Origin of the sequence: Neptuniibacter sp. QD37_6 (assembly GCF_047778085.1) — a bacterium.
GTDB lineage: Bacteria > Pseudomonadota > Gammaproteobacteria > Pseudomonadales > Balneatricaceae > Neptuniibacter.
In genome coordinates this window covers 2,231,389-2,254,776 of sequence record NZ_CP180550.1, presented here as the reverse complement: position 1 = coordinate 2,254,776, position 23,388 = coordinate 2,231,389, and the positions used below count along the sequence as shown (strand labels likewise).

At 42.3% G+C, this 23,388-nt stretch carries 25 protein-coding genes; 16 read left to right on the top strand and 9 right to left on the bottom strand.

Annotated features, from left to right (window positions below):
* Window positions 1-103: 103 nt before the first annotated feature.
* Window positions 104-1,126: a M48 family metalloprotease gene (locus ACMXYO_RS10795; protein ID WP_415885125.1), complete on the bottom strand. Its 1,023-nt coding sequence runs from the start codon at window positions 1,124-1,126 to the stop codon at window positions 104-106.
* Window positions 1,127-1,254: 128 nt separating this feature from the next.
* On the opposite strand from ACMXYO_RS10795, the gene ACMXYO_RS10790 reads away from it, so the two are divergent.
* Window positions 1,255-1,764, top strand: a complete 510-nt coding sequence (locus tag ACMXYO_RS10790) for a DUF2878 domain-containing protein (protein WP_415885124.1) — start codon at window positions 1,255-1,257, stop codon at window positions 1,762-1,764.
* A gap of 157 nt (window positions 1,765-1,921) precedes the next feature.
* Here ACMXYO_RS10790 and ACMXYO_RS10785 read toward each other — a convergent pair.
* A protein-coding gene (locus ACMXYO_RS10785) for an IS3 family transposase (RefSeq protein ID WP_415885104.1) occupies window positions 1,922-3,069 on the bottom strand; the annotation gives its coding sequence in 2 pieces (ribosomal slippage) (window positions 1,922-2,832 and window positions 2,832-3,069; 1,149 coding nt in all).
* Window positions 3,070-3,543: 474 nt separating this feature from the next.
* On the opposite strand from ACMXYO_RS10785, the gene ACMXYO_RS10780 reads away from it, so the two are divergent.
* A complete protein-coding gene (locus ACMXYO_RS10780; RefSeq protein WP_415885123.1) occupies window positions 3,544-4,323 on the top strand; it encodes an SDR family NAD(P)-dependent oxidoreductase in 780 nt (259 codons plus the stop codon).
* 25 nt (window positions 4,324-4,348) lie between these two features.
* Window positions 4,349-4,768, top strand: coding sequence for a nuclear transport factor 2 family protein (locus ACMXYO_RS10775; RefSeq protein ID WP_415885122.1), 420 nt, complete (start codon window positions 4,349-4,351; stop codon window positions 4,766-4,768).
* A 68-nt stretch (window positions 4,769-4,836) separates the two neighbouring features.
* Here the strand turns inward: ACMXYO_RS10775 and ACMXYO_RS10770 are convergent, their stop codons facing one another.
* Genes ACMXYO_RS10770 through ACMXYO_RS10760 form a run of 3 tightly spaced genes read right to left on the bottom strand, consistent with a single transcriptional unit; the run spans window position 4,837 to window position 8,237 of the window.
* Window positions 4,837-6,069, bottom strand: a complete 1,233-nt coding sequence (locus tag ACMXYO_RS10770) for a class I SAM-dependent methyltransferase (protein WP_415885121.1) — start codon at window positions 6,067-6,069, stop codon at window positions 4,837-4,839.
* Complete coding sequence (locus ACMXYO_RS10765; RefSeq protein ID WP_415885120.1) at window positions 6,056-6,868, bottom strand: DUF1365 domain-containing protein; 813 nt, start codon at window positions 6,866-6,868, stop codon at window positions 6,056-6,058. The genes ACMXYO_RS10770 and ACMXYO_RS10765 overlap by 14 nt, the downstream gene beginning before the upstream one ends.
* Complete coding sequence (locus ACMXYO_RS10760) at window positions 6,861-8,237, bottom strand: NAD(P)/FAD-dependent oxidoreductase (protein ID WP_415885119.1); 1,377 nt, start codon at window positions 8,235-8,237, stop codon at window positions 6,861-6,863. The genes ACMXYO_RS10765 and ACMXYO_RS10760 overlap by 8 nt, the downstream gene beginning before the upstream one ends.
* 186 nt (window positions 8,238-8,423) lie before the next feature.
* Here ACMXYO_RS10760 and ACMXYO_RS10755 point away from each other — a divergent pair, with 186 nt between their 5' ends.
* The 5 genes from ACMXYO_RS10755 to ACMXYO_RS10735 are packed head-to-tail and all read left to right on the top strand — an operon-like array spanning window position 8,424 to window position 12,377.
* Window positions 8,424-9,020: a sigma-70 family RNA polymerase sigma factor gene (locus ACMXYO_RS10755; RefSeq protein ID WP_415885118.1), complete on the top strand. Its 597-nt coding sequence runs from the start codon at window positions 8,424-8,426 to the stop codon at window positions 9,018-9,020.
* Entirely contained in the window at window positions 9,017-9,679 is a 663-nt protein-coding gene (locus tag ACMXYO_RS10750) for a ChrR family anti-sigma-E factor (RefSeq protein WP_415885117.1), read from the top strand. The genes ACMXYO_RS10755 and ACMXYO_RS10750 overlap by 4 nt, the downstream gene beginning before the upstream one ends.
* 35 nt (window positions 9,680-9,714) lie before the next feature.
* Window positions 9,715-10,680 (top strand): YbgA family protein, encoded by a 966-nt coding sequence (locus tag ACMXYO_RS10745; RefSeq protein WP_415885116.1) that lies wholly within the window; start codon window positions 9,715-9,717, stop codon window positions 10,678-10,680.
* A 44-nt stretch (window positions 10,681-10,724) separates the two neighbouring features.
* A complete protein-coding gene (locus ACMXYO_RS10740; RefSeq protein ID WP_415885115.1) occupies window positions 10,725-12,128 on the top strand; it encodes a cryptochrome/photolyase family protein in 1,404 nt (467 codons plus the stop codon).
* Window positions 12,129-12,140: 12 nt separating this feature from the next.
* A complete protein-coding gene (locus ACMXYO_RS10735) occupies window positions 12,141-12,377 on the top strand; it encodes a TIGR02450 family Trp-rich protein (RefSeq protein WP_415885114.1) in 237 nt (78 codons plus the stop codon).
* Between the two features lie 85 nt (window positions 12,378-12,462).
* On the opposite strand, the gene ACMXYO_RS10730 is transcribed toward ACMXYO_RS10735, so the two are convergent.
* Window positions 12,463-13,434, bottom strand: a complete 972-nt coding sequence (locus tag ACMXYO_RS10730) for a permease (RefSeq protein WP_415885113.1) — start codon at window positions 13,432-13,434, stop codon at window positions 12,463-12,465.
* 116 nt (window positions 13,435-13,550) lie between these two features.
* Between ACMXYO_RS10730 and ACMXYO_RS10725 the strand changes: the two genes are divergently transcribed.
* Complete coding sequence (locus ACMXYO_RS10725) at window positions 13,551-13,844, top strand: ArsR/SmtB family transcription factor (RefSeq protein WP_415885112.1); 294 nt, start codon at window positions 13,551-13,553, stop codon at window positions 13,842-13,844.
* A gap of 79 nt (window positions 13,845-13,923) precedes the next feature.
* Here ACMXYO_RS10725 and folE read toward each other — a convergent pair whose 3' ends face one another.
* A complete protein-coding gene (gene folE / locus ACMXYO_RS10720; protein WP_415885111.1) occupies window positions 13,924-14,562 on the bottom strand; it encodes a GTP cyclohydrolase I FolE in 639 nt (212 codons plus the stop codon).
* 127 nt (window positions 14,563-14,689) lie between these two features.
* On the opposite strand from folE, the gene ACMXYO_RS10715 reads away from it, so the two are divergent.
* The gene (locus ACMXYO_RS10715; protein ID WP_415885110.1) at window positions 14,690-15,148 is read left to right on the top strand and encodes a DUF3833 family protein; all 459 of its coding nucleotides are present in this window, start codon (window positions 14,690-14,692) and stop codon (window positions 15,146-15,148) included.
* 238 nt (window positions 15,149-15,386) lie between these two features.
* On the opposite strand, the gene ACMXYO_RS10710 is transcribed toward ACMXYO_RS10715, so the two are convergent.
* Window positions 15,387-15,875 (bottom strand): hypothetical protein, encoded by a 489-nt coding sequence (locus tag ACMXYO_RS10710; RefSeq protein ID WP_415885109.1) that lies wholly within the window; start codon window positions 15,873-15,875, stop codon window positions 15,387-15,389.
* A 382-nt stretch (window positions 15,876-16,257) separates the two neighbouring features.
* Here ACMXYO_RS10710 and soxY point away from each other — a divergent pair, with 382 nt between their 5' ends.
* The 6 genes from soxY (at window position 16,258) to ACMXYO_RS10680 (ending at window position 20,352) form a co-directional block, all read left to right on the top strand.
* Entirely contained in the window at window positions 16,258-16,707 is a 450-nt protein-coding gene (soxY, locus tag ACMXYO_RS10705) for a thiosulfate oxidation carrier protein SoxY (protein WP_415885108.1), read from the top strand.
* Window positions 16,708-16,738: 31 nt separating this feature from the next.
* The gene (soxZ, locus tag ACMXYO_RS10700) at window positions 16,739-17,056 is read left to right on the top strand and encodes a thiosulfate oxidation carrier complex protein SoxZ (RefSeq protein ID WP_415885107.1); all 318 of its coding nucleotides are present in this window, start codon (window positions 16,739-16,741) and stop codon (window positions 17,054-17,056) included.
* A 125-nt stretch (window positions 17,057-17,181) separates the two neighbouring features.
* On the top strand, window positions 17,182-17,889 hold the full coding sequence (locus ACMXYO_RS10695; RefSeq protein WP_415885106.1) for a hypothetical protein: 708 nt from the start codon (window positions 17,182-17,184) through the stop codon (window positions 17,887-17,889).
* A gap of 10 nt (window positions 17,890-17,899) precedes the next feature.
* The gene (locus ACMXYO_RS10690) at window positions 17,900-18,427 is read left to right on the top strand and encodes an elongation factor P hydroxylase (RefSeq protein ID WP_415885105.1); all 528 of its coding nucleotides are present in this window, start codon (window positions 17,900-17,902) and stop codon (window positions 18,425-18,427) included.
* A 334-nt stretch (window positions 18,428-18,761) separates the two neighbouring features.
* Window positions 18,762-19,909 (top strand): IS3 family transposase gene (locus tag ACMXYO_RS10685; RefSeq protein WP_415885104.1). Its coding sequence is split into 2 segments (ribosomal slippage): window positions 18,762-18,999 and window positions 18,999-19,909, totalling 1,149 coding nucleotides; the frame shifts between segments, so codons are not numbered across the junction.
* Between the two features lie 116 nt (window positions 19,910-20,025).
* On the top strand, window positions 20,026-20,352 hold the full coding sequence (locus tag ACMXYO_RS10680) for a hypothetical protein (RefSeq protein WP_415885103.1): 327 nt from the start codon (window positions 20,026-20,028) through the stop codon (window positions 20,350-20,352).
* A gap of 74 nt (window positions 20,353-20,426) precedes the next feature.
* Here the strand turns inward: ACMXYO_RS10680 and ACMXYO_RS10675 are convergent, their stop codons facing one another.
* Window positions 20,427-23,114 (bottom strand): EAL domain-containing protein, encoded by a 2,688-nt coding sequence (locus tag ACMXYO_RS10675; RefSeq protein WP_415885102.1) that lies wholly within the window; start codon window positions 23,112-23,114, stop codon window positions 20,427-20,429.
* Window positions 23,115-23,388: the final 274 nt, after the last annotated feature.

Here is a 23,388-nt window from a genome sequence, read left to right as displayed (position 1 = left end):
TATCTTAGAGCACAAATATAGTGCTATCTAGACAGTATACATGGTTGATAAAGGGTTCTCTAATAGGCTAAGGAGTGATAAGGGGTTTTATAGAGGTGACTGGTTAATCAGGTAAGTGATTTTTCAATCGTGAAATTTCTTTACGGATCAGAATAGAGCGTTCGACTGTAGTGGGATGAGAAATTTCTTTTCCTTTGGTGATTGTTGAAGGGTGAACAGCTGCCATTTTTTGCCAGAATAGATCCAGCCCTTCAATTTCAAATCCTGCTTTGTACATCAGTTGTAAGCCTATGAGATCAGCTTCGATCTCATACTGCTGAGTATATAAATTTGCGCCAAGTCCCGTTGCGATTAAGGGAGAGGGTATACCGCTCGTGAGCAAAGCTGTATCTAACAATAAGCCTAGTGAGCTATTTTTAATCCGTTGCGGGATATGGTGCTGAGTATTGTGTGCCATCTCATGAGCGATAATTAGGGCTAGCTCATTATCATTCTGTGCAAAGCGCATCAGTCCCTGAGTAATTACAATAGTGCTGCCATCAGCGTAGCCATTAATTGCATCACTAGGGCTTAAAATGACTGGGTAATTACAAAGTAACTCCGGCTTTACAGAGAGAGTAATCAGGTCTTCATCGCGTTCAACGGTCAGTTCTACAGCGGTCTGATCTTTTAGGTTGCTACTTAGATGTTTGATCGATTTAGCTGTACCTTTTGGAAAAGGTTGTTGGTTGATGGAAATTAGTTTATCGCCAATTTTCAGATTTTGATGTGCAGGCCCGTTACTTAATACCTGTAAAACACTGGGCTGTTCATTAAGTGAATAGATGGATTTAACAACGGCTTTCTTCGGTTTTTTATAGTCGTCTAGGCTATGTATGAATATACCTAAGCTCGGTTTTGTTCTTTTTCCGCAGGCTTCTATATTCTTGGTCAACAAAGGGCGAGAAACTTCAGCGAGTCGGGTTTGTTGTTGAAGCTGATAGCGGAGCGCTTTCTCTAATTGGATCGATTGTTCTTGTTTTAATTCTTCTTTGGACGGTGTTTCTGTAGTCAGGGACGGTGCGGAACATCCCGAAATAATGAGCGTAGGTAGAATTAAGCTGAGATATCGCTTCCAGTGTCGCATCTTAATATATCCATGTTTTTCATCCTTATAGCAGTGATTTTAGGCGCAAATCAAGTGAGTGTTTTGCCAGATCTATGATCTATTGCACGTTGTAGCTCGTATCTCTAGAAAGGCTATAGGTGATAGAGATGAGCGAACGGTTCTGGGTTAATGCGATCGGCTTTCAACTTGTTTGGTGGCTGAGTATTTTGTATGGAAATGATGCGGTCATCATTGTCAGCTTTATATTATGCCTTCACCTGATTTTTCATTCTGATCCTGCTTTAGAAACCTGTATCGTCTTTTCGTTAGCTGCCCTCGGCTTTGTTGTTGATTCAGTTTTAACCCTATATGGGGTGTTTGAATTCGACAATTCTTCTTTTCCTCCTCTTTGGTTACTGCTTCTTTGGATGGGGTTTGTTGCCACTCTCAGGCACAGTTTAGCGTTCTTTAATAATCGCTTGTTGCTATCAGCGCTGGTGGGGGCAATAGGAGGTAGCAGTACCTACATTGCGGCAGCGAAACTTGGTGCTGTGTCGCTTGGCTTTTCAATGATCTCTTCGTTTCTAATTTTGGCAGCTATCTGGTTGCTACTTTTCCCAATCCTTATGTATTTTAGTCATCGTTTGGGGGCTCGATATGTTCGTTCAGACGCGTAACTTTATTCGTTATATATCGATTTGTTTGTTATTGCTCATTCAGAGCGCATTTGCCCAAGTGTATGCCCAAGCACAGTCCATGATAGAAAGTTGGAAAGAGGTGGGAAGAGCCGAGTTATTAGTCCTATGGTTTGATGTTTGAATCGCCACTAGTTCTTTAGACACCCATCAGCCGTTTCTCATATCGGTTTTCATACTCTATCGGTGATAGCTGATCATTAAAACCATGACGTCGTTTGCTGTTGTAAAACAGCTCTATGTATTCAAAGATATCACAGCGTGCATCTTCTCTGGTTGCATAAACCCTGCGGCGGATTCTTTCCCTTTTCAGTAGTTGGAAAAAGCTCTCAGCAACGGCATTGTCGTGGCAGTTACCTCGTCGGCTCATACTTCCTTTAAAGCCATGCATCTCTAAAAAGGATTGCCAATCATGGCTTGTGTACTGACTTCCCTGATCAGAATGAACAACAACCTCTGAATCAGGATTACGTCGCCATATAGCCATGAGTAAAGCGTCCAGCACTAGTTCCTTTGTAATACGGGATTGCATTGACCATCCAATAACTCGCCTTGAGAACAGGTCAACGACAATCCCCAAATACAGCCAACCCTCATGGGTTTTGATATAGGTGATATCTGTTACCCATGCTTTGTTAGGTGCAGGTACATTGAATTGCTGCTGAAGGTGGTTCGGCGTGACAATATGAACCTTGCCGCTTGTCTGGCGTGGTTTCCTGTAACCAACCTGTGCCTTCAGCCCAGCTATACGCATGAGTCGATAAACTCTATTTGGGCCACAGACTTCACCATACTCGCGCAGATCGCTATGGATCTTGCGGTAGCCATACACACCACCTGACTCCAACCAATACTGCTTGATCAATCCAGTGAGCCGTTGATCTTCTACATGGCGCTTGGAAGAAGGTTTCTTACGCCATGCGTAATACCCGCTAGGATGTACATCCAGTAACGAACAGAGCTGACGTACAGGCCAGTCCTTATGATGATCACGGATAAAGGTGTACCTCAATCGGACTGGTTGGCGAAGTACACCGCGGCTTTTTTTAATATATCCCGCTCTTCAGTGACTCGCTTCAGTTCTTTCTTGAGACGGCGTATCTCTAGCTGCTCATCTGTCTTTGCTTTATGTTCGGCTGAATCGGGGCCGTACTTCTTGATCCAGGCATAAAGGCTGTGGGTTGTAACATCGAGCCGGTTAGCTACATCAGCAACGCTGTAGCCTCGGTCAGTGACCTGTTTAACCGCTTCGATCTTGAACTCTTCCGGATAACGTTTGTTGCTCATAAGCACCTCTTTTAAAGCCATTTTCTATGGCTGAGAGATGTCTAGCAAACTAGGGGCAATTCAGTTTATGACGCTGTTTTTTATACACCAAATGGTGCTTTTGAGGGTTTTAGTTCGCCCCTCCAACTGAGTTTGGATTACAAACGTGATATCAGATCGGGATGATCTCTTGTCAGAAACAGATAAACAATTTTCACGTTTCCAGGTGGCAAAAGAGACGAGATCAATATGGTTAACCCAGTTGGAAAATATATGGCCTGATATTAAAGAGGGTGACCAACTTATCTTCCAAATTAGTACCAGTTGAAAGGCTGATTTTTTCCATAACAAACTTTGGATTGGTGGCATCGATGATACGCAATTTTCTGAAGCCTTTATCAAATATGGCTTTCAGATCAGGGCGAATACCCTGAACTCGCAAGAAAACTGAAAGGCAGGTAATGATAAATCTATTTATTTCTTAGGACGGTGGATATGTTGAACCAAGAACTACCCTGGAGATCCGCTTGGTTAACGGGAGCAGGCAGTGGTATAGGTGAGTCATTGGCGCTTTTGTTGTCAGCGAATGGCGTGAATGTATTTATCTCAGGCAGGACCCTTTCCACACTAGAGAAAGTAAAGAGCAAAGCTGAATGGTCGGGTAATCCCGGTAAAATTATTCCATTAGCTATGGACACAACCCAACCAGATCAAATTGAACGAACGCTTCAGCAGTTTGATAATGTTTTTCCTGAGTTAGTTGTATTAAACGCCGGCACGCATGATCCGTTTCCCGTCGAGGAGTTTAGCGCCAGCAGGGCTAAAGCTTTACTCGATGTTAATTTACAAGGCACCCTCAATTGCTTGGAGCCTGTCATAGAAAGGGCGTTGAACTTCAACTCTGGGCAAATTGCCGTCATGGCATCAGTGGCTGGCCATAGAGGTTTGCCTACAGCTGCTGTCTATGGTGCAAGTAAGGCTGCATTAATCCATTTATGCGAAGCATTACGATTGGATTTGAAAGGCACTCAAGTAAAATTACAGGTAATTAACCCTGGGTTCGTCAAAACTCCGCTTACAGATAAAAATGACTTTGAGATGCCGTTCTTATTGGAACCTGAGGATGCTGCACAACGTATCTTAGATGGCTTAATTAAAGATCAATTTGAAATTACATTTCCTAAACGTTTCAGCTACATTCTAAAACTTCTAAGCATCATTCCTTATCGTTGGTATTTTGCTTTGATTAGCAAAACGCTGCTTAAAAACAGATAAATATAATCAGTCAGGATCAGCATTCATGGATCGTTGGATAACGGAATATGTAACAACTTTAGAAGGGTTAAACAGAGACAACCTTGCATCACTATTAGAGATAATACGTGATGATTTTGACTTTAAGGACCCATTTAATCACACCTATACCCGAGATGATTTTGTTGCCATCTTAGATGATATGTACTCCAAGTTAGATAAGGTTGTTTTCAAAGTCGATCAAGTGATGGTTGAGGGAAAACAAGCAATGATTTGTTGGCGTTACAGCGCGACAAGTGGCCTGACAGGGAATATAAATTTCGCGGGTACTAGCCTTATAAAAGCAGATGAGCATGGCAAAGTTTATTTCCACCATGACTATTGGGATGGGTCAGAGTTACTGGTTAAAGTACCGGTGATAGGTAAAGTGGTTAAATTTTTAAAAGGGAAATTTAGCCATCAATAAAAATGCCCTTTGTATTCAAATAATGGAATGAAATAGGGCTTTAATAAATAGCTTATGAAAGTCTTAGATTATTTCCCTTCATCATGGCAGATGACGTACAGGCCAACATCAATAGATCCATGTTCAAAACCGCCTTCACAGTACGCTAGGTAATAGCGCCATAAACGATAGAAGGTTTCATCAAAGCCTTGATGTTTAATCTCTCCCCAAGACTTTTCAAAATCACGATACCATTCGCGTAGTGTTCGAGCGTAATCTTTACCAAACAATTGTTTTGTTTTTAAGGTAAAGCCATGCTCAGCAAACTTCTCTTGAAGTCGTTTATCACTCGGCAGCATGCCTCCAGGGAAGACATAACGTTGAATAAAGTCGGCTTGTTTGCGATAGCTATTAAAACGTTCGTCATCGATCGTGATGATCTGCAGGACAGCATTACCACCCGGTTTAAGTACACGCTTTAAGGTTTCAAAATAAGTGTCCCAATGCTTTTCGCCAACCGCCTCAAACATCTCTATAGATACCACCGCGTCGTACTGCTGCTGAAGGTCACGGTAATCCGTTAAACTGAGGTGAACCTTATCTTCTTGTTCGGCTTCTGCAATCTGGTTCTTCGCCCACTTAAGCTGTTCTTGCGATAGAGTAATGCCATGCACGCGTAAGTTGTTTTCTTGGCTAGCTTTTCTGGCAAACCCGCCCCAACCACAACCAATCTCGACGACATGCTCATCTTCTTTAGCGTCTAAAAGCTCAATGATTCTGCCGTATTTGTTTTGTTGAGCATCGTACAAAGATTCTTCTTGGGAGTTATATAAAGCAGCTGAGTAAGTCATGCTTTCATCAAGCCAAGGCTGGTAGAAATCATTACCAAGATCATAATGGGCTGCGATGTTTTTCTTACTACCTGAGAGACTATTATCACGACGCCAGTGGTATAGGTTGTGCAGAGAACAAATTAGAAATCCAGCCTGCGAAAGGTCACTCAGTGAGTCTTCATAGGCTAGGCCCCACTGCATCAACGCAGTTAAATCTTTACTATCCCAATCACCAGCCAAGTAACTTCCTGACCAGCCATTAATACCCCCGAAGAATAAACGAACTAAAGGACGGAAGTTATTCAGCTTTACCTCAGCTATAGGGGAGGAATGGCCGATTTTTTCGGTGTGGCCGCTAGGTAAAGTGAGGTTTAAGGTTCCAATCGATTGGTTTAGCTTGGCAGTAAGGTATTTGAGAAGCTTTTTCTCAAACCAAGTTGGCTGAGGCGAGCTAGATGTTAACTCGTTGGATGATTCATAAACTTTCATAATGCGTTACTCCATGCTTATCTTGCCAGCTAATACTGTGACTGACCTTTTTATCACGAGGCTGAATGGTCAGTTTTTTTCGCCAAAGCTTAAGTGCTTCCCAGTGAATCGCGCCCACAACTTTCAGAGTCATCAACGGATATTGGAAGAACATTTTCAATAGGTTACGGTCATTTAAGTTAATCCGATCACCTTTAAATGCAGCATAAAAAATGGTGGTGCGTCCTTCTTCTGATTGCGCTTGCTCAACTTGTCTAATACCGATTGATACATGTTGATCAGGTGGAGTAATACTGAATTGATAAGCGGTTTCCATTGGCATAAACGGGCTTACGTACATTAATTTGTCGCAGCCATGTCGGATAACTTTGTCTCTGCCTTGTGATTCGATGAGATAGGTATGCCTAGAGCCAAAGGTGTTGCTGACTTCATAAAGAATGACCTCAACCTCATCTTCTTTGTTGTAACAAAAATAAACGCTGAGGGGATTGAAGGTGAAGCCTAAAATTCTTGGATAACAAAGTAGTTCAATGCGTTCAGTTGCAGAACTGTGCCCTCGGTCGATTAGATGCTGTCTAATCTCAGCGGCAAGGTTTCCTTTGCTGGTACCGTGATCCCGTTCTTGGAATGAGAATAGATTGAATCGGTTTATCGAAAAAAATCGAAATTTGTCTAGCTGAACTAATTCATCTAAGTCGACTTTTAAGGAAAAGACGCTGTACACAAATCGATGATCTGTAGGCTTCACGCGATGATGCATCACTTTTCCTTGGTAGAGTGACGATCGCAGATTAGCCATGACTTTCAGCTCGTTCAATGGTGCTATATTCCTTGCGCATCTTACTTTTATGAACATGTATTCGGCTGTTTTTATCTTTCACCACCCAAGGGCGAGGAATGCCACCGAGCTCTTCGGCAACAGCTAGTCCTGCTTGCAAACCATCTTCGTGGAAGCCATAACCAAAATAGGCCCCACAGAACCAAGTTCTTTGTTTACCCTGTAATGACCAAAGTTGCTTTTGAGATTGAAGTGACTCTTTGCCAAAAGCAGGATGGTCATAAAAGAAACTGCGAATAATAGATCCTGGTTCCGGTTCTTCTAGCGGGTTTAAGGATACGAAAATAGGTGTTTCTGTATTCAACGGCTGCAACTGATTCATCCAGTAGGTCACAGATACATCTTGAGATTTATCCCTGACACCTTCGGAAAGGTAGTTCCAACTCGACCAAACCTTTTCTCGTTTTGGCATTAGCGAAGCATCTAGGTGAAGGTAAGCTTTGTTTCTCTGATAAGGAAAGTTCTGCAATAACCTTTTTTCTTCATCTGTTGGGGATTCAAGCAATGCTAAGGCTTGATCAGAATGGCAGGCTAAAACAATATCATCATACTGTTCTCGTTTGCCGTGGTGGTCTTCTATAAAAACGCAGTTATCAGAACGAATAATTTTATGGATACGGCTGTTGATTCTGATATTGCCACCTAAGGTTTCGGCAACTTTATTTACATAGTTTTTACTACCGCCAATAACCGTTCGCCATTGTGGGCGATTACTCAGTTGAACCAGACCATGGTTCCGACAAAAACGCATAAAGCAACTCGCTGGATAGTTAAGCATCTGCTCAACTGGAGTAGACCAAATCGCCGCACCCATAGGTAATAAATGATCGTATATGAAGTGTTTGCTGTAGCCTTCTTGAGTAAGGAGGTCGCCTAACGTCATTTCATCTAAATTATGTTGCTTAGATAAAGCTTCCGAATTGCGATAGAAATGCATCACTTCGCTGATCATCTTCCAAAAGGAAGGTTTGAAAATATTACGCTTCTGAGCAAGCAGACCAGATAAACCGGTACCAGAATATTCTAATTGACCTTTATTGATTGAAACCGCGAATGACATATCAGTTTCGCAGGTTTTAACATCTAGCGTTTCGAAAAACTCAACTAGGTTAGGGTAGTTCACAGGGTTAAATACAATAAAGCCAGTATCAACATCGATCGAGTGGTTATTGTGTTCAAAGGAGACGGTATTTGAGTGGCCGCCCAAACGGTCATCTTTTTCGTAGAGGGTGACGTTGTGGACTTTGTTGAGAAGCCATGCACAACTTAATCCAGAGATGCCGGAACCAACAATCGCAATCTTTTTGGGGCGCATGGCTGAAATTTTCATCTATCTAATCCGTTGTATACACTGAATATGAGTTTTAAATTCAAGTTTGTACAGGTTTTACTTTCTTGAACTTACAAAGATTACTACGCAGTAACAGTGCTTTAAGATCACTAGGTTAGAGATAAAAAAGTAAAAATATGCTTGTTAAGAGTGATCCACTCGAGTCAGGGGGACGTAAGGAGGTGTATGGAAAACAAACCGCCAGGTGAAGACGTGGAAAAAGTTGTTGCTATGCCGCAGCCAGAAGCTACCCAAGATTGGAGTAGCCTATTAATGTCGCTAGGTGAAACTAAAGACAAATCTCTGTTTGTGCAACTGTTCAAACATTTTGCCCCTAAGATCAAAGCCTACATTATTCGTTTAGGTTTGGTTGAGAGTACCGCAGAAGAATTGATGCAGGAGACGATGGCTTCTGTTTGGCGTAAAGCGCATATGTATCAAAAGTCGAAAGCGGCAGCCAGCACTTGGATTTTTACCTTAGCCCGAAACCAAAGTATTGACTGGATGCGTAAGCAGAAATATCCGCAGTATTCTCTGGATGAGTGGCATGAAGAAGCGGATGAGTCACAAGATGCTTGTGCTGATGTGGTTTTGTCAGCTCGCATGCAAGCTTCCATAGATAAACTGCCAGAGCTCCAGGCTCAAGTTATTTACATGTCTTTCTATGAAGGACGGTCTCACTCTGAAATTGCTGACCGCTTGGGAATACCTTTAGGCAGTGTTAAATCAAGAATTCGATTAGCATCTGAAAAATTAAGATCAATGTGGAGGGATGATGTATGAACATTAAACATCACCTAGATGAAGCGACTCTCGTTAGTTATGCGGCTGGCTCAATGTCTCAATCAATGGCCTTGGTCGCTGCTTGCCATCTCTCCATGTGCCCAGAGTGTCGTGAACGTGCACAAAAATCTGAAGCGATTGGTGGCATGCTTCTAGAAAGTTTAGAACCCGCAACAATTGATGATTCATCCCTTAACCAAGTCTTGGCTATGTTGGATGAAGAGGATATCGGTGTAGAAATCAACCTTAGCAAGCCTGCGAAATCGGTCGATTCTGATGTGCCAGCGCCCCTCACGGATTACATTGGCGACAAGCTTGAGAACATTGAGTGGAAGCGGATTGTTCCCGGTGTCTACTATCATGATCTACCTTGTAAGAGCGAACGTGGTGGTGTTTCGAGATTACTTCGCATAGCACCGGGTAAATCTATGCTGGCACATTCTCATGACGGTAATGAACTGACCTTAGTCTTGAAAGGTTCTTTCAGCGATGAAATGGGACGTTTTACCGCGGGCGATATTGCTGATCTCGATAGTGAAATCGAGCACCAGCCTTTAGTTGATAGTGATGAAGACTGCATCTGCCTGATTGCGACTGATGCACCACTTAAATTCAGCACATTATTGGGTAAGTTGGTTCAGCCTATTACAGGCTTCTAAAGAGATTATTTCGGCTTAGAGTTGAGGGATGAACAATGAATACAGCAACCTTGAATGAATTGATCCCCGTTGGTGTAAGTGCTTGTTTATTAGGGCACAAGGTTAGATATGATGGCGGGCATAAACGCTCCAAATATTGCCTCAATGTCCTGAGTGAGTGTTTTGAGTTTAAACCCTTTTGTCCCGAGGTTTCTATTGGGCTGAGTACCCCTCGAGAGCCTATAAGGCTGGTTGGCGATGCTGAATCTCCGCGTGTTTTGGGCACGAAAGATCCGTCTTTGGATGTGACTGAGCCACTTAAGGCTTATGCTGCTGAGGTAAGTGATAACAATCAAAACCTCTGCGGCTACATCCTTATGCAAGGTTCTCCCAGTTGCGGGATGGAGCGTGTAAAGGTGTACCATGAAAACGGTATGCCAAATGTGGCTGGAAGTGGTGCTTATGCTGATGAGTTTATGAAGCGTAATCCTGCGTTGCCTGTAGAAGAAGAGGGTCGTTTAAATGATCCTGTACTGCGAGAAAATTTCATTACGCGAGTATTCGTCTATTTCAGTTGGCAAAAAGAGGTCATGTCGGCCCCATCGCTACATGAAGTGATTCAGTTCCATAGCCGACATAAATATCAGTTAATGGCTCACAGCTACGAAGGTTATAAGCTTTTAGGTAAATATCTTGCTACCGAAGCTTCTCAGGTGCCTTTGGAAGAGGTACTTGATACCTATATTCTTGAGCTAATGACCCATCTAAAAAAACGCGCGAGTCGAAAAACTCATACCAATGCTTTGATGCATATTATGGGTTACCTCAAAAGAGATATTGATACCGAAACCAAGCAAGATCTTCTTGAAGCGATAGAGCAGTATCGCAAGGAAGAGGTTAATTTGGTTGTACCTCTTGCGCTGCTAAAACATTACCTGAAGCGTTATGGTAGTGAATACATCCAGACCCAAGCGTACTTAGATCCATACCCTCATGAATTGGGCTTAAGAAATTATATTTGAGGAATGATTCAAAAACTGATCTATAGTGATAAGGCGAAAACAATATGAAGTTGGTTTGGTTTCGCAACGATTTAAGGACAGGAGACCATCACGCCCTTTATCATGCTTGTAAACAAAGTAATGGTGAGGGCGTTCTAGCTGTTGCAGCGATCACAACGAAACAGTGGCAACTACAGGACGAATCCAAAGCAAAGGTTCAGTTCTACTTAGCCAACCTTTCTAAGCTGAGTGATCAACTCAAAGCGCTCAATATCCCCCTTGTTATTGTTAGAGCACCCACCAATAAAGAGCTTCCTGCTGTTTTACTGAATTTAGCTAAACTGCACGGTGTATCAGAACTATTTTTCAATCGTGAGTATCCCGAATTCGAACAAAAGCGCGATGCTGCGGTTATGGAAAGTTTTGTGACGGAGGGTATTCCAGCACAGGCCTGCGACAGCGATCTTATATTTACCCCAGGTTCTATCCTTACCCAGCAAGGGCAGCCGTTTAAGGTGTTTACCCCTTTTAGTCGTGCTTGGCGTAGGAAGTTCTCAGCAGAGTGGGTTGAGGCTCTGCCACAACCAAAACAACAGAAAAAACTTGAGATAAAGCCTTCTGAGGTACCTACAGAAGTAGGTTACTGTTTGGCGTTAGGTGCTGATTGGCAAGAATCTAGCTGGCCTGCGGGAAGTGAGGCAGCACACAAATGTTTGTATCAGTTTATACATTCAAAATTTGCGCCTTATCCTGACAATAGAGATATTCCTGGCATTAAGGGTACGTCCTCTTTATCGCCATATTTGGCTCAAGGAGTTATCTCCACACGGCAATGCTTAATGGCCATTCAGACCTATTCTGATGATCCGGATTGGTTAGATAATCAATGGGTGACTGAACTGATTTGGCGAGAGTTTTACCGTCATTTAATTGTGCTATTCCCTGAAATGAATCGTTGGTTACCCTTTAAACCTGAAATAGAAAGCAAATTAGAGTGGTCGTTCGATCAATATTTGTTTGAAGCTTGGTGCCGGGGTGAAACAGGCTACGCCATTGTTGATGCCGGTATGAAACAATTGAATCAAACGGGTTGGATGCATAATCGAGTACGCATGATCACGGCTTCCTTTCTAACCAAAATATTGCGTCAAGATTGGCGTCTAGGTGCGCGTTACTTTATGCAGCATCTAATTGATGGGGACTTTGCTTCGAACTTAGGTGGTTGGCAATGGAGTGCTTCAGTCGGTGCTGATGCAGCGCCTTATTTTAGAATCTTTAATCCGATGAGGCAGGCGGAAAGGTTTGATAAAGAGGGCAAGTATATAGCTCACTGGTTACCGGATTTAGAAGGGTATAACGCCATCCAACAACATGATCCGCTAATCAGTACGAGGTGCAATAGGCCTCAGCCTATAGTGGATTATGCGCAAGAAAGACGTTTTAGTTTAGACGCCTATAACGCGAAGTAGAGGTCATTCTGAATGGCTTTTTCACCTAAGAGAAATCAAATTAATCCTAAAAAATTACTGCTATCTAAATGGACGGCTACTGAACCTATCAATAAACGAAAGCACTTCATCGTGATTGAATTGCTGCGTGATCCAGATACAGAAGAGGTTACGGGTTGTATGATTGAAGCAGTTATTGATAAATATCAAATGCAGATCAATTGGAAAGATCTTAAAAATGCTGAGGTTTGGCGATTGGGCTGGAAATAGCTTTATTTCCCGATGGGCTTATTAGATGGGAGGTAAGCAAATAATCATGTTGCCGAACATGAATTATCTGCTTGAACCATTGTCATTAGCCGATGACAGCATTGAGTGTGAAACCGCTGATTACGGCTATTGATAAGATTACGGCTAAAAACGCGATCATCAGTGGCCAGTAAAATAATCGTCTCAGCAGTATCATTTCAGGCAGGCTGGCGCCGCCGCTACCAATCACTAAAGCTATGATCGCGCCTAAACTTACACCTTTTGCGACAAATGAGCCTATCAATGGCAGCAACGCGGTCACTCTTATATACAGTGGAATGCCGATCAAAGCCGCCGTTGGAATTGCTGCTGGATTATCGGCATTAGCCACATCGGCAAAAAAGTCATCCGGTATAAATCCATGTACAAAGGCGCCGATCAACATAGCGACTAGCATGTATGGGAACATGGTTTGAAAGAGAGCCCATGATTCTGCCCAAGCTTTTTTCCAGATAGTTGGTTCCTGTTGAACTGTCCCATTACAGCACTCTGTTTTTGGTGAAGGTGAGCAATCTGAATTACAGCTAGGTTTTGCCTCAAGCATATCTGGTTTGATATGACGTTCGAATCCAAAATACTGCAATAAAACCCCAGCAATAATCGAAGCACTTAAAGCTAGAGCTGCGTACCACAGGGTTACTTCCAGCCCCAGCACAGGAATAAACAACGCTATTACGATTGGGTTCAGGAGGGGCGATGTAAATAAGAACGTCATTGTTGGGCCGAAACCTGCTTTAGCTTTCAATAAACCAATCAGCATTGGTATGGTTGAGCAGCTACAAAAGGGTGTAACTGTACCAAGCCCTGCGGCAGTTAAGTAGCCACGACCATTTCTTCCACCCAACAGTTGTTGAATTCGTTCGGTTGGCAGTTTTTGATTAATCAAAGCAACGCAGTAACTAACCACGATAAATAGGAGCGTCAATTCCAAGAACAGCTGCAGGAACATTTCCAAGCTGGTGGTTAACATTGATGCGAGTTCAGGGTCTGAAGCATATTTCTCTATATAGCTAAGCATAAATTTTATCCTGTATTTACTATATTTCTAGAATTATGGAAATATAGTCTGACTCTTACTTTGTTTTGTCAATATATTTCTATTATTATGGAAATATGTTGTTGATGGGTTAGGTTATGGAAATTGAATTAGCGGCTAAGCGGTTAGCTGAATTAGGTCATACAACTCGGCTAGAAATCTTTCGTTATCTAGTCCGGGGAGGTAGACAGGGTGTACCTGTTGGAGAGATTCAATCTGAATTAGGAATTCCGGGTTCGACCTTATCTCATCATATTTCGAGGTTGGTAGCTGTGGGATTGGTGTTGCAGCGAAGAGAGGGTAGAACACTCTACTGTGTTCCTCAATACCAAGAGTTGGATGGGTTGATCGATTTTCTGAAAGATGAGTGCTGTATCAACGAGAACAAATAAATCGTTGTTAGGTACTCAGAGCGTCTGCATAACCAGACGCTCTAATTAATGTGACTAAATGGTCAATCGGCCTTGTTTTTTAAGTTAAAAACTCTGCGCGTGTACGTGCATTAGATTTGAAGATTCCACCTAATGCAGTTGTTTCTGTCTGAGAGTTAACATCCATTACACCGCGAGACTTAACACAGTAATGGGTGGCATTGATCGATACAGCGACGTTGTCCGTTTCCAATAGGGTTTGAAGTGCAATAAGGATCTGTTTAGTAAGACGTTCTTGCACTTGCGGGCGCTGACTAAAGAAGCGCACAAGGCGGTTAATCTTAGACAGACCTATGATTTTATCCTTAGGAATATAAGCTACTTTGGCTGTTCCATCGATGGTAACAAAATGGTGTTCACAAGAGCTAAGAACACTGATGTCCTTAACTTTTACCATCTCTTCTAGGTCCATCTTATTTTCAATCATCGACATATCAGGGAAGTTTTCATAATCTAGCCCAGAAAACACCTCGTAGACGTACATCTTCGCCACACGATGGGGAGTTTCTGTAAGGCTGTCATCTTCTAGGTTTAACCCCAGTGTCCCAACAACTTCAGTCATTAAGCTCTTTATGCGCTCATACTTTTGCTCCTGTGAAAGGCCGTTATCAATTGTTGGTGTTTCTAGGCCTTTTTCGATCAGTTGATCGCGTACAACAGCTGCTTCAGCAGAGATCATGTTTTATTCCTTACTGATATTAGAGGAGTTCATTATACATGGTTGATCGCTTTTTAGATCAGTTATGATCTGAACTATTAGTTTTTACGTATGTGCTCAGTAAATAGGGAACTAAATATTTACTGTGATGAATAACACTGATTGGCCTGATGAACTTAATCTCTTTGAATATTTCCACGGCGAAACAATAGCCTATGGATTGTTTGAGGATCGCTTTGGCAACATTCGTAGATTATTTACTGTTGTGATAAAGGGCACTGTGATGGGCGATCAACTGACATTAGAAGAGGATTTCTTTTACCAAAATGGTGAACGTGAAAACCGTACCTGGCTAATTGAGCGCGAGCAAGATGCGGTTTATAGCGGAACGGCAGGGGATGTTTTAGGCAGAGCCATAGGAAAGAAAAGTCAGGCGCGTTTTGCTTGGCGCTATGAAATGCTGTTGAGGATTAGTGGACGTAGTCATAAAGTGAAATTTGATGACTGGATGTTTTTATTGCCAAACAATGTCTTGCTCAATAGAGCAGTAGTCAAAAAGTTTGGCATTAAGTTAGGTACGGTCTTTATCAGCTTCTCTAAACATTAAATGCTACATATATGTACGGGACAATTGCTCTTTGCCGGAATCATAGAAAATGAATACCAGAAACGCTTTGAAAGATGATCTGGAGGAGCTTGTGTGGAGGAGAGCATCAATATAGATGCGGTTAAGACATTTGGAAAATCAACCTTAAGTTACCTCCGGTAACAACGCGTTCATAGGTTGTAATTTAGCTTTGTTACGGCGGAATGAGAGGATTGGATCAGTTGATAAGAAATAGTAATCAGATTAGATCAGGAAAAGGGAAATCATCACACATCACGCGAGGGTGTTGAGTTACTGCAATCGCATGCTCGATGTTTGAGCCCTCTCGCATTGCATTAATAAGCAAAGTTAAAACGAAGGTAATTGAGTAGTATTCAACGTGCGCTGTTAGAAATGGTAGATTGATATCATCGTGAGCTTGTTTGCTTAGGCGAGCTGCCAATTGAGCTGCTTCGCTATCATCAAAGCCTTCATCAAGATTATGAATCAGCTCATAAATTTCGTTTGGAAGCTGTTCATACAGGTAGTTATCAATCTTAAGAATGGTCTTTACAAGCACCGCGTGTTCTTTGGCTTCGCTCAGAAAAGGTAAACTCACCTTCTCATTTAAGCGTTCTGCTATTGCAATGTTTTCTTGCTGGGTAAGAAGTTTTCGGGCCGATTTTTTGGCAAAAAAGTCTTTAACCAATACTTGGAATTGGTCTTCTGTCAGTGAAATATTTGCCATCGTTTTTCCTTACCTTATTACTAGCTTAAAACCTTATTTGGATTTTAGGTTAGTTTTGAATGTGAGGATAGGGGGAAGTACTTAAAACTCGATCCTAGTCAGTAAAATCTCATTCATACTAGTCAGATTAGTTGAATTGCCTTCATTGTTTGTAGTGTGGTTAGTCATATCAACATCACAAGCTTGTCTCGGAGTCAAAAGTTATAGAATCATTTGAATACACAATTGAAAGCTCAATGATCTCATTTTTATTGAATAGATGTTTTATGTTCTTTCGAGCCATTTTACAACGCGATGAAATTGCGTAAGCTAAAGTTATTGTTTAAGTGAAATGGCTTTAGATCTCTCAGGAGGTCGAAGCATTGAGGAAAATGAAATGGGCATGAATCGTCGATCAATAGTCAAAGTGCTTTCGCTAGGTGGTGCGTTGATAGGGGCGGGTGTATTGATGCCGCGTGTCGCACTGGCTACTTGGAAAGCGGCAGCGTTTGAGGCACAAGCCCAAGACACCGCCATACAAGAACTTTTAGGCGGGATGCCTGAAGAAAGTGCTGACGTCATTTTAAAAGCACCTGATACCGCAGAAAACGGCGCCATTGTTCCGGTCACTGTTCGCTCTAGTATTGCTAATGTTGAGTCGATTAGCATTTATGTCAAAGATAACCCTACACCTCTTGCTGTTGAGTTTAAAATTCCAGAAGGCACTGAAGCTGATGTTTCTACCCGAGTCCGAATGGCTCAAAGCTCACTAATCACAGCCGTAGTAAAAGCTGAAGGTAAACTTTATAGCGCAGCTAAAGATGTCACCGTTACTGTCGGTGGTTGTGGTTAAGTTTATCTAAGGAATCATTAGGAGAGTTACTATGGCGACGGGCATTATTAGAGTTAAAACCAAGGTTTCTTCCGGTAAAACCAAAGTGAAAATGATGGCAAAACATGCCATGGAAAGTGGTTTTCGAAAAGACAGCAAAACAGGTGAGTTTATTCCTGCTTTGTATCTCAAAGAGCTTCAGGTTGTTCATACTAGTAAAGAGGTGTTTGCGGTAAATTTAGGGCCTACGGTGTCTAGGAATCCTTATTTTGTATTCACTTTCGCTGGTGGAGCGAAGGGGGATGAGCTTTCTTTTACTTGGGTCGAAAGCAGCGGTAAAACAGCCTCAGAAGTTGTAAAAATCAAATAAAACGCTTAAGTGGCAGAAATGCTTTTGTCGATTTCTGTCTTAATCGCTATTCCTGTCTAAAGCTTCCAACTGTCGAGTAATGGGTTAAAATAGCGTCTTTCGATCTGCAGGTCAGGAGAGACGCAGTGTCCTTTTCTAAAGTTCTTGTTCTTTGTTCGGTACTTGTACTTACCGCGTGTAACTCAGCGGGGGTTAAATCTGAATCCGATGTTGCAAATGCAAGCAATGCAGGTCAGCCTAACGTTTCAACTTCTGCGCCAAAGCCGGCCGTGAAGCCTTCGCAGTCTTCAGGTCTTCAACCAGCAAATCAGTTGGATATCATCGCTAACAGAATGACAGCTGTGCAAGATCATCTATTGCAGATTAAGTCTCAAGCTGGCCAACTACAACAGCAAAATAAAGAGCTGGCGCATCAACTTCAGCGTTTAGCAAGTGAAGTTCAAACAATGGCTATTGAGCCTGATGTGACTACTCAATCTGAACCTGTATCACCTGATGCGTTTAATGGTGTGTTGGATCAAATCACTATGATGGCGAATGAACTGAGCAGCCAAGTTCAAGATGGTGCATTTCGCATAGCGTCAGCTTATACCTCAAAGGGGCAATGGGTGTTGATTCGTTTTCATCGTTATACAGGTGAAGCTTGGCTAGCCGATAAAGGTCAGTGGCACTTACTTGAAGAGAGCGGGAGCACAGGTACTGCGGAATACGAAGTCGTGCTATTGCGAGCCGATAATGATGTTAAAGGTTATGTTGCTGCCAGAATTAACCGTATCAGCGGTGATACTTGGTGGTTAAAACAAAATACTTGGCAGCCCTACATTAGTAATTAAAAGGTTATAAGTGAAAGAACCGAATGTTGATGAGTTGATCACCCTTTTTAATCAGCTCTTTAAATCCTCTCTAAATACGATTCTAGTAAAAGGGGATGATGAACCAATCTATCTACCAGCAGACCAAGATAATCCGCACCATCGAGTTATCTTTGCACATGGGTTCTATGCCAGTGCGTTGCATGAAGTTGCCCATTGGTGTGTTGCTGGTCCTGAGCGTCGAAAATTAGAAGACTTTGGTTATTGGTATAAGCCGGATGGGCGCACTGCTGACGAACAGGCTGAATTTGAGAAAGTAGAGATTCGACCACAAGCGTTTGAATGGTTAATGTCTAAAGCTGCAGGGCATAAATTTAACTTTAGTGCGGATAATCTTTCTTCTGATATAGGTGCCAGTGATAGCTTTAAAGCAAATGTTCTGAATACAGTTCATGAGTTGCTTGAGAACGGTCTTCCTGAACGTGTCGGAATTTTGGTGGAAGCTTTAAGAAACCAAACAGGTAGACCGCCTTTGTTAAAAGAAGAGTTTTGCCTTTAATTTTTAGCTTAAAGGTAAGTAGATTTATTCGAATGAGCAACTGCCTTGCTCGTCTATTAGTACTTCTTTCGGTTCGCGGACCGCTTGTAGTAAATCTGATTCATATACGAAATAGCTGATGTTGCTTTCAGAGTATCTGCAATTACGGTATTGGCAAAAATAACAAGATGATGACAAGAACTATCATAAGGCCTCTCTTCTAGCTACATACCCCATACTGCAAGAGCTGCGTAGTGGTAAAAACCTTTCAAAGATATTTTTGGACAATGGATGAATTGCCCCTAGTTTGCTAGACATCTCTCAGCCATAGAAAATGGCTTTAAAAGAGGTGCTTATGAGCAACAAACGTTATCCGGAAGAGTTCAAGATCGAAGCGGTTAAACAGGTCACTGACCGAGGCTACAGCGTTGCTGATGTAGCTAACCGGCTCGATGTTACAACCCACAGCCTTTATGCCTGGATCAAGAAGTACGGCCCCGATTCAGCCGAACATAAAGCAAAGACAGATGAGCAGCTAGAGATACGCCGTCTCAAGAAAGAACTGAAGCGAGTCACTGAAGAGCGGGATATATTAAAAAAAGCCGCGGTGTACTTCGCCAACCAGTCCGATTGAGGTACACCTTTATCCGTGATCATCATAAGGACTGGCCTGTACGTCAGCTCTGTTCGTTACTGGATGTACATCCTAGCGGGTATTACGCATGGCGTAAGAAACCTTCTTCCAAGCGCCATGTAGAAGATCAACGGCTCACTGGATTGATCAAGCAGTATTGGTTGGAGTCAGGTGGTGTGTATGGCTACCGCAAGATCCATAGCGATCTGCGCGAGTATGGTGAAGTCTGTGGCCCAAATAGAGTTTATCGACTCATGCGTATAGCTGGGCTGAAGGCACAGGTTGGTTACAGGAAACCACGCCAGACAAGCGGCAAGGTTCATATTGTCACGCCGAACCACCTTCAGCAGCAATTCAATGTACCTGCACCTAACAAAGCATGGGTAACAGATATCACCTATATCAAAACCCATGAGGGTTGGCTGTATTTGGGGATTGTCGTTGACCTGTTCTCAAGGCGAGTTATTGGATGGTCAATGCAATCCCGTATTACAAAGGAACTAGTGCTGGACGCTTTACTCATGGCTATATGGCGACGTAATCCTGATTCAGAGGTTGTTGTTCATTCTGATCAGGGAAGTCAGTACACAAGCCATGATTGGCAATCCTTTTTAGAGATGCATGGCTTTAAAGGAAGTATGAGCCGACGAGGTAACTGCCACGACAATGCCGTTGCTGAGAGCTTTTTCCAACTACTGAAAAGGGAAAGAATCCGCCGCAGGGTTTATGCAACCAGAGAAGATGCACGCTGTGATATCTTTGAATACATAGAGCTGTTTTACAACAGCAAACGACGTCATGGTTTTAATGATCAGCTATCACCGATAGAGTATGAAAACCGATATGAGAAACGGCTGATGGGTGTCTAAAGAACTAGTGGCGATTCACTAAGCCGTTCTTAATATCAGAACATAAAGGTAAGTGGATCTATTTGAAGTGCTTTCAGGAGTGGTGTCCTGCATGTCATTCCATTGGCTTTCCAAATTTGCAGAAGCTGAAAGCAGCATTCCCTGATGACGAAACAATTGTCGCCGCGGTTATCCAAACGACCTTTGAAGGCCATACCATAAATAATGCAGATGCTTTACGTAAGAATCAGCTGAAATACCGGTTAGATCTACCTTTTGGGCATGATCCGGGTGATACTGATCTACCACGAACTGATCCTGGCCATTTCCCAAATACTATGGTGAGTTATCGCACAGGTGGAACGCCGTGGGTTACTCTGATTGATCCGAATGGAGTGGTAGCGTTTGATGGTTTTCATATCGATATTGATCAATTGATCAGCTATTTAAAAGAAAACGCTTAATCTCTTGGCAACTTCAGCCTGCTTTTTAGGAATGCTGAATTCTTGTTAGCATTCCTAAATGACTTGGAATATTTTTAAGCGGTTAATGTTTCGCAGATTAGGTACTTTTCTAAATCCTCCTCATTGAGAGGTTTACTGAAATAATAACCTTGATAATGTTTGCAGCCCTGCTTCAAAAGCAGTTGCTGCTGCTCTAATGTTTCTACCCCCTCAGCTATAACCGCATAGCCCAACTCGTGAGTCATTGAGATAATATTTCCGACAATTACGGCATCATTAGGGTCGGTGGTGATATCGTTTATAAAGCTTTTATCAATTTTTAATTCATCTAATGGCAGTAATCTTAGGTAGGTGAGGGAAGAATACCCTGTACCCAAATCATCCATGGATATTTTGACTCCTAGCTCTTTTAGGATGTGCATCTTAGTAATGGCTGCTTGAGTGTCATCTATGATGACACCTTCTGTTATTTCCAACATGAGTTGTTCAGGTTTAATCTGGAAACGATGGATACTTGCTTTAACATCGTTTACGAAATTTGTCTGATTAAACTGTAGTGGACTAACGTTAACGGCGATATACCGAATAGGTTTGCCTTGGTGATACCATTTTTTCATTTGGCAGCAGGCTTGTTCGATTACCCAATGCCCTAGCGGAATGATTAAACCGCTTTCTTCAGCGATAGGAATAAATTCATCAGGTGAAATGAAACCTCGCTTAGGATGGTTCCAGCGTAATAAGGTTTCAACGCTTTCACATTCTCCGTCCACGTTAACCTGAGGCTGGTAAACCAAATTTAATTCGTTGTGGGAAATTGCATAGCGAAGTTCAGCTTCTATTCGTAAGCGTTCATCTGCTTTGGTTTGCATATCTTTTTCAAAGAAGCAGTAATGGTGTCGACCATTTGATTTAGCTTGATACATTGCTGTATCGGCTTGCTTAAGTAGCTCTTCAGCGCCAAAGTGAGCTTGGTTGAAGAAGGTGATACCGATACTCGTAGTGATATGGAAGTGGTTAGATTTAAGTTCAAAGGGAACATCGAGAGCTTCGATTATTTTGTTAGCCACAATACGCGCGTGTTCATAAATCTGTTCTTGATTTAGGCGGGGTAGAGCAACAATAACAACAAATTCATCACCACCTAAACGGGCTATAGTGTCCTCTTTTCGTAAACACTCGATAAGCCTGTTACCTACCTGAATAAGCAGCTCATCCCCTATGCTGTGACCTAGAGAATCATTGAGGTGTTTGAAATGATCTAAATCCAAGAACATTACAGCTCCACTGCAGCGTTGTCTTTCTGCACTGGCTAGACGCTGATTCAAACGATCATAGAGTAAGCGTCTATTTGGTAGGCCAGTTAAAGGATCAAAAAAAGCTAATTTTTGGATCTGATATTGGCTTTCTAATAGTTGTTCAGTCTTACGATTAAACCAGTGAGTTAAAGCACCAAGCTCTCCTTTGTCTGTCGTTTTTATCAGCTGTTGAGAGCGATGATCTTCAGTTAAGCCGTCTTGTATCTGCTGTGTAAGTTGAAAAAGGGGGTACGTTAAGTGATAACGCAATAGGGCCCAGACAAGCACCATGGCAATCAAAACAATAAAAATAGTAGTCATAAGGAGTTGATTAAAGAGTGCTTTAGCATCCTTACGGGCGGAACTGTTTGGCATCACTGTAACAATCTGCCAAGCGGTTTTAGGCATCGTAGTTACAGTTACAAACACAGCTTCATTTAAAAAGTAATCTTGCTCGATAAGTTCATTGGCTCTTTGAGCATTTTTAGATTCAGGTCTACTGAGTAAAGATGCAATGATTTTCGCTTCTGGCAAATTGATCTGATAACTATCATTTGCGAGAGCTGTAGCAAGCGTATCGGTCTGATAGCCGTTAGGTGAATTTAGAGATTTGTTCTGAATACGAAGTAATCTGGCGAGAGATTCAAATGTTTTAAATTCTTTTGCTAGCTCTTCCATCGTTATGTAAGGCAGCAAACTTCCTTCGACGGAAGACGGTGTTGATAGGCGCGCTAGTTTGTCATCAGGAAAGGACAAAAACCTGCCGTTTCGGTCCAGAGCGAATGCATATCCACCAAACTCCTGCGTAGCTTCATGGAGTAACTTTTGCAGCCCTTCGAGTTTTAGATCCACTGTTGTAGCACCTAAGAATTTATCATTGTCGTAAAGTGGTGCAGTTACTGTGACCATAGGTTGTAGAGAGTAGGGATCAGTATAAGATTTTGACCAGTAGCGTTGATTTATACCAAGATGTTTAGCTGGCACATACCACTCTTCATGATGATAGCCATTACCTTCTGGCAGATTGTAGTCGTTGTAAAAATTTAATATTCCGTGGCGATCTCGGCCCCAAAAATGACTATTCCGTTCAATGGTTTTATTAAATATGTAAGGCTCTGGCCAAGTTCCACCACCTGTTATGAGATGTTTGGAACCTGCTCTATCGAGAAGGGAAAGCATTAAAGAAGTGAAACGTGCATCATCAGCTGGTATTACTTTGGCGATATCAGCCATAGAGATGACGATTGATTCAGCAATGGTGATACGTTGGTTTAGTTCTGAGACAACTTTGTCACCCGCCTTACTTAGTTTTAGGTACGCTTGGTTCTCTATCAGATGGTCGCCGATAGCGCTTACTACGGCGATTATGGTCACCATTATCAGAAAGAAAATAGTTAGGAATATTGCCGATACACGAAATTGAAGACTGTGGTACCAATGTATGTTGAAATCAGTTGCGCTACGCATAGTTCAGCCTCCTGCTGATCTAACTCTAGTCCTTAGAACGGCGACGATTTCAGCTAGTTAGCCTTTCCAAGTAGCCTTTCGGCTTGCTGTCTTATTACAAAGTAGTGCATCTATTACGCGGTTGCGAGAGAATCCGAAATTAATTTTGTGTGGATATTTAGGGGAAAAGAATTGAGAGGGTGGAGTCGGACAGGCAATTTTAGTTAAAAGATGACCCTTAGTCTGCGTATACGAAAAAGGCCCATTAGAAACAGGGCCTTTTATATACTGTGTT

Coding starts and splice junctions, on each gene's coding strand:
- ACMXYO_RS10795 (WP_415885125.1), bottom strand. CDS start 1,126: ATGCGACACTGGAAGCGATATCTCAGCTTAATTCTACCTACGCTCATT.
- ACMXYO_RS10790 (WP_415885124.1), top strand. CDS start 1,255: ATGAGCGAACGGTTCTGGGTTAATGCGATCGGCTTTCAACTTGTTTGG.
- ACMXYO_RS10780 (WP_415885123.1), top strand. CDS start 3,544: ATGTTGAACCAAGAACTACCCTGGAGATCCGCTTGGTTAACGGGAGCA.
- ACMXYO_RS10775 (WP_415885122.1), top strand. CDS start 4,349: ATGGATCGTTGGATAACGGAATATGTAACAACTTTAGAAGGGTTAAAC.
- ACMXYO_RS10770 (WP_415885121.1), bottom strand. CDS start 6,069: ATGAAAGTTTATGAATCATCCAACGAGTTAACATCTAGCTCGCCTCAG.
- ACMXYO_RS10765 (WP_415885120.1), bottom strand. CDS start 6,868: ATGGCTAATCTGCGATCGTCACTCTACCAAGGAAAAGTGATGCATCAT.
- ACMXYO_RS10760 (WP_415885119.1), bottom strand. CDS start 8,237: ATGAAAATTTCAGCCATGCGCCCCAAAAAGATTGCGATTGTTGGTTCC.
- ACMXYO_RS10755 (WP_415885118.1), top strand. CDS start 8,424: ATGGAAAACAAACCGCCAGGTGAAGACGTGGAAAAAGTTGTTGCTATG.
- ACMXYO_RS10750 (WP_415885117.1), top strand. CDS start 9,017: ATGAACATTAAACATCACCTAGATGAAGCGACTCTCGTTAGTTATGCG.
- ACMXYO_RS10745 (WP_415885116.1), top strand. CDS start 9,715: ATGAATACAGCAACCTTGAATGAATTGATCCCCGTTGGTGTAAGTGCT.
- ACMXYO_RS10740 (WP_415885115.1), top strand. CDS start 10,725: ATGAAGTTGGTTTGGTTTCGCAACGATTTAAGGACAGGAGACCATCAC.
- ACMXYO_RS10735 (WP_415885114.1), top strand. CDS start 12,141: ATGGCTTTTTCACCTAAGAGAAATCAAATTAATCCTAAAAAATTACTG.
- ACMXYO_RS10730 (WP_415885113.1), bottom strand. CDS start 13,434: ATGCTTAGCTATATAGAGAAATATGCTTCAGACCCTGAACTCGCATCA.
- ACMXYO_RS10725 (WP_415885112.1), top strand. CDS start 13,551: ATGGAAATTGAATTAGCGGCTAAGCGGTTAGCTGAATTAGGTCATACA.
- folE (WP_415885111.1), bottom strand. CDS start 14,562: ATGATCTCTGCTGAAGCAGCTGTTGTACGCGATCAACTGATCGAAAAA.
- ACMXYO_RS10715 (WP_415885110.1), top strand. CDS start 14,690: ATGAATAACACTGATTGGCCTGATGAACTTAATCTCTTTGAATATTTC.
- ACMXYO_RS10710 (WP_415885109.1), bottom strand. CDS start 15,875: ATGGCAAATATTTCACTGACAGAAGACCAATTCCAAGTATTGGTTAAA.
- soxY (WP_415885108.1), top strand. CDS start 16,258: ATGAATCGTCGATCAATAGTCAAAGTGCTTTCGCTAGGTGGTGCGTTG.
- soxZ (WP_415885107.1), top strand. CDS start 16,739: ATGGCGACGGGCATTATTAGAGTTAAAACCAAGGTTTCTTCCGGTAAA.
- ACMXYO_RS10675 (WP_415885102.1), bottom strand. CDS start 23,114: ATGCGTAGCGCAACTGATTTCAACATACATTGGTACCACAGTCTTCAA.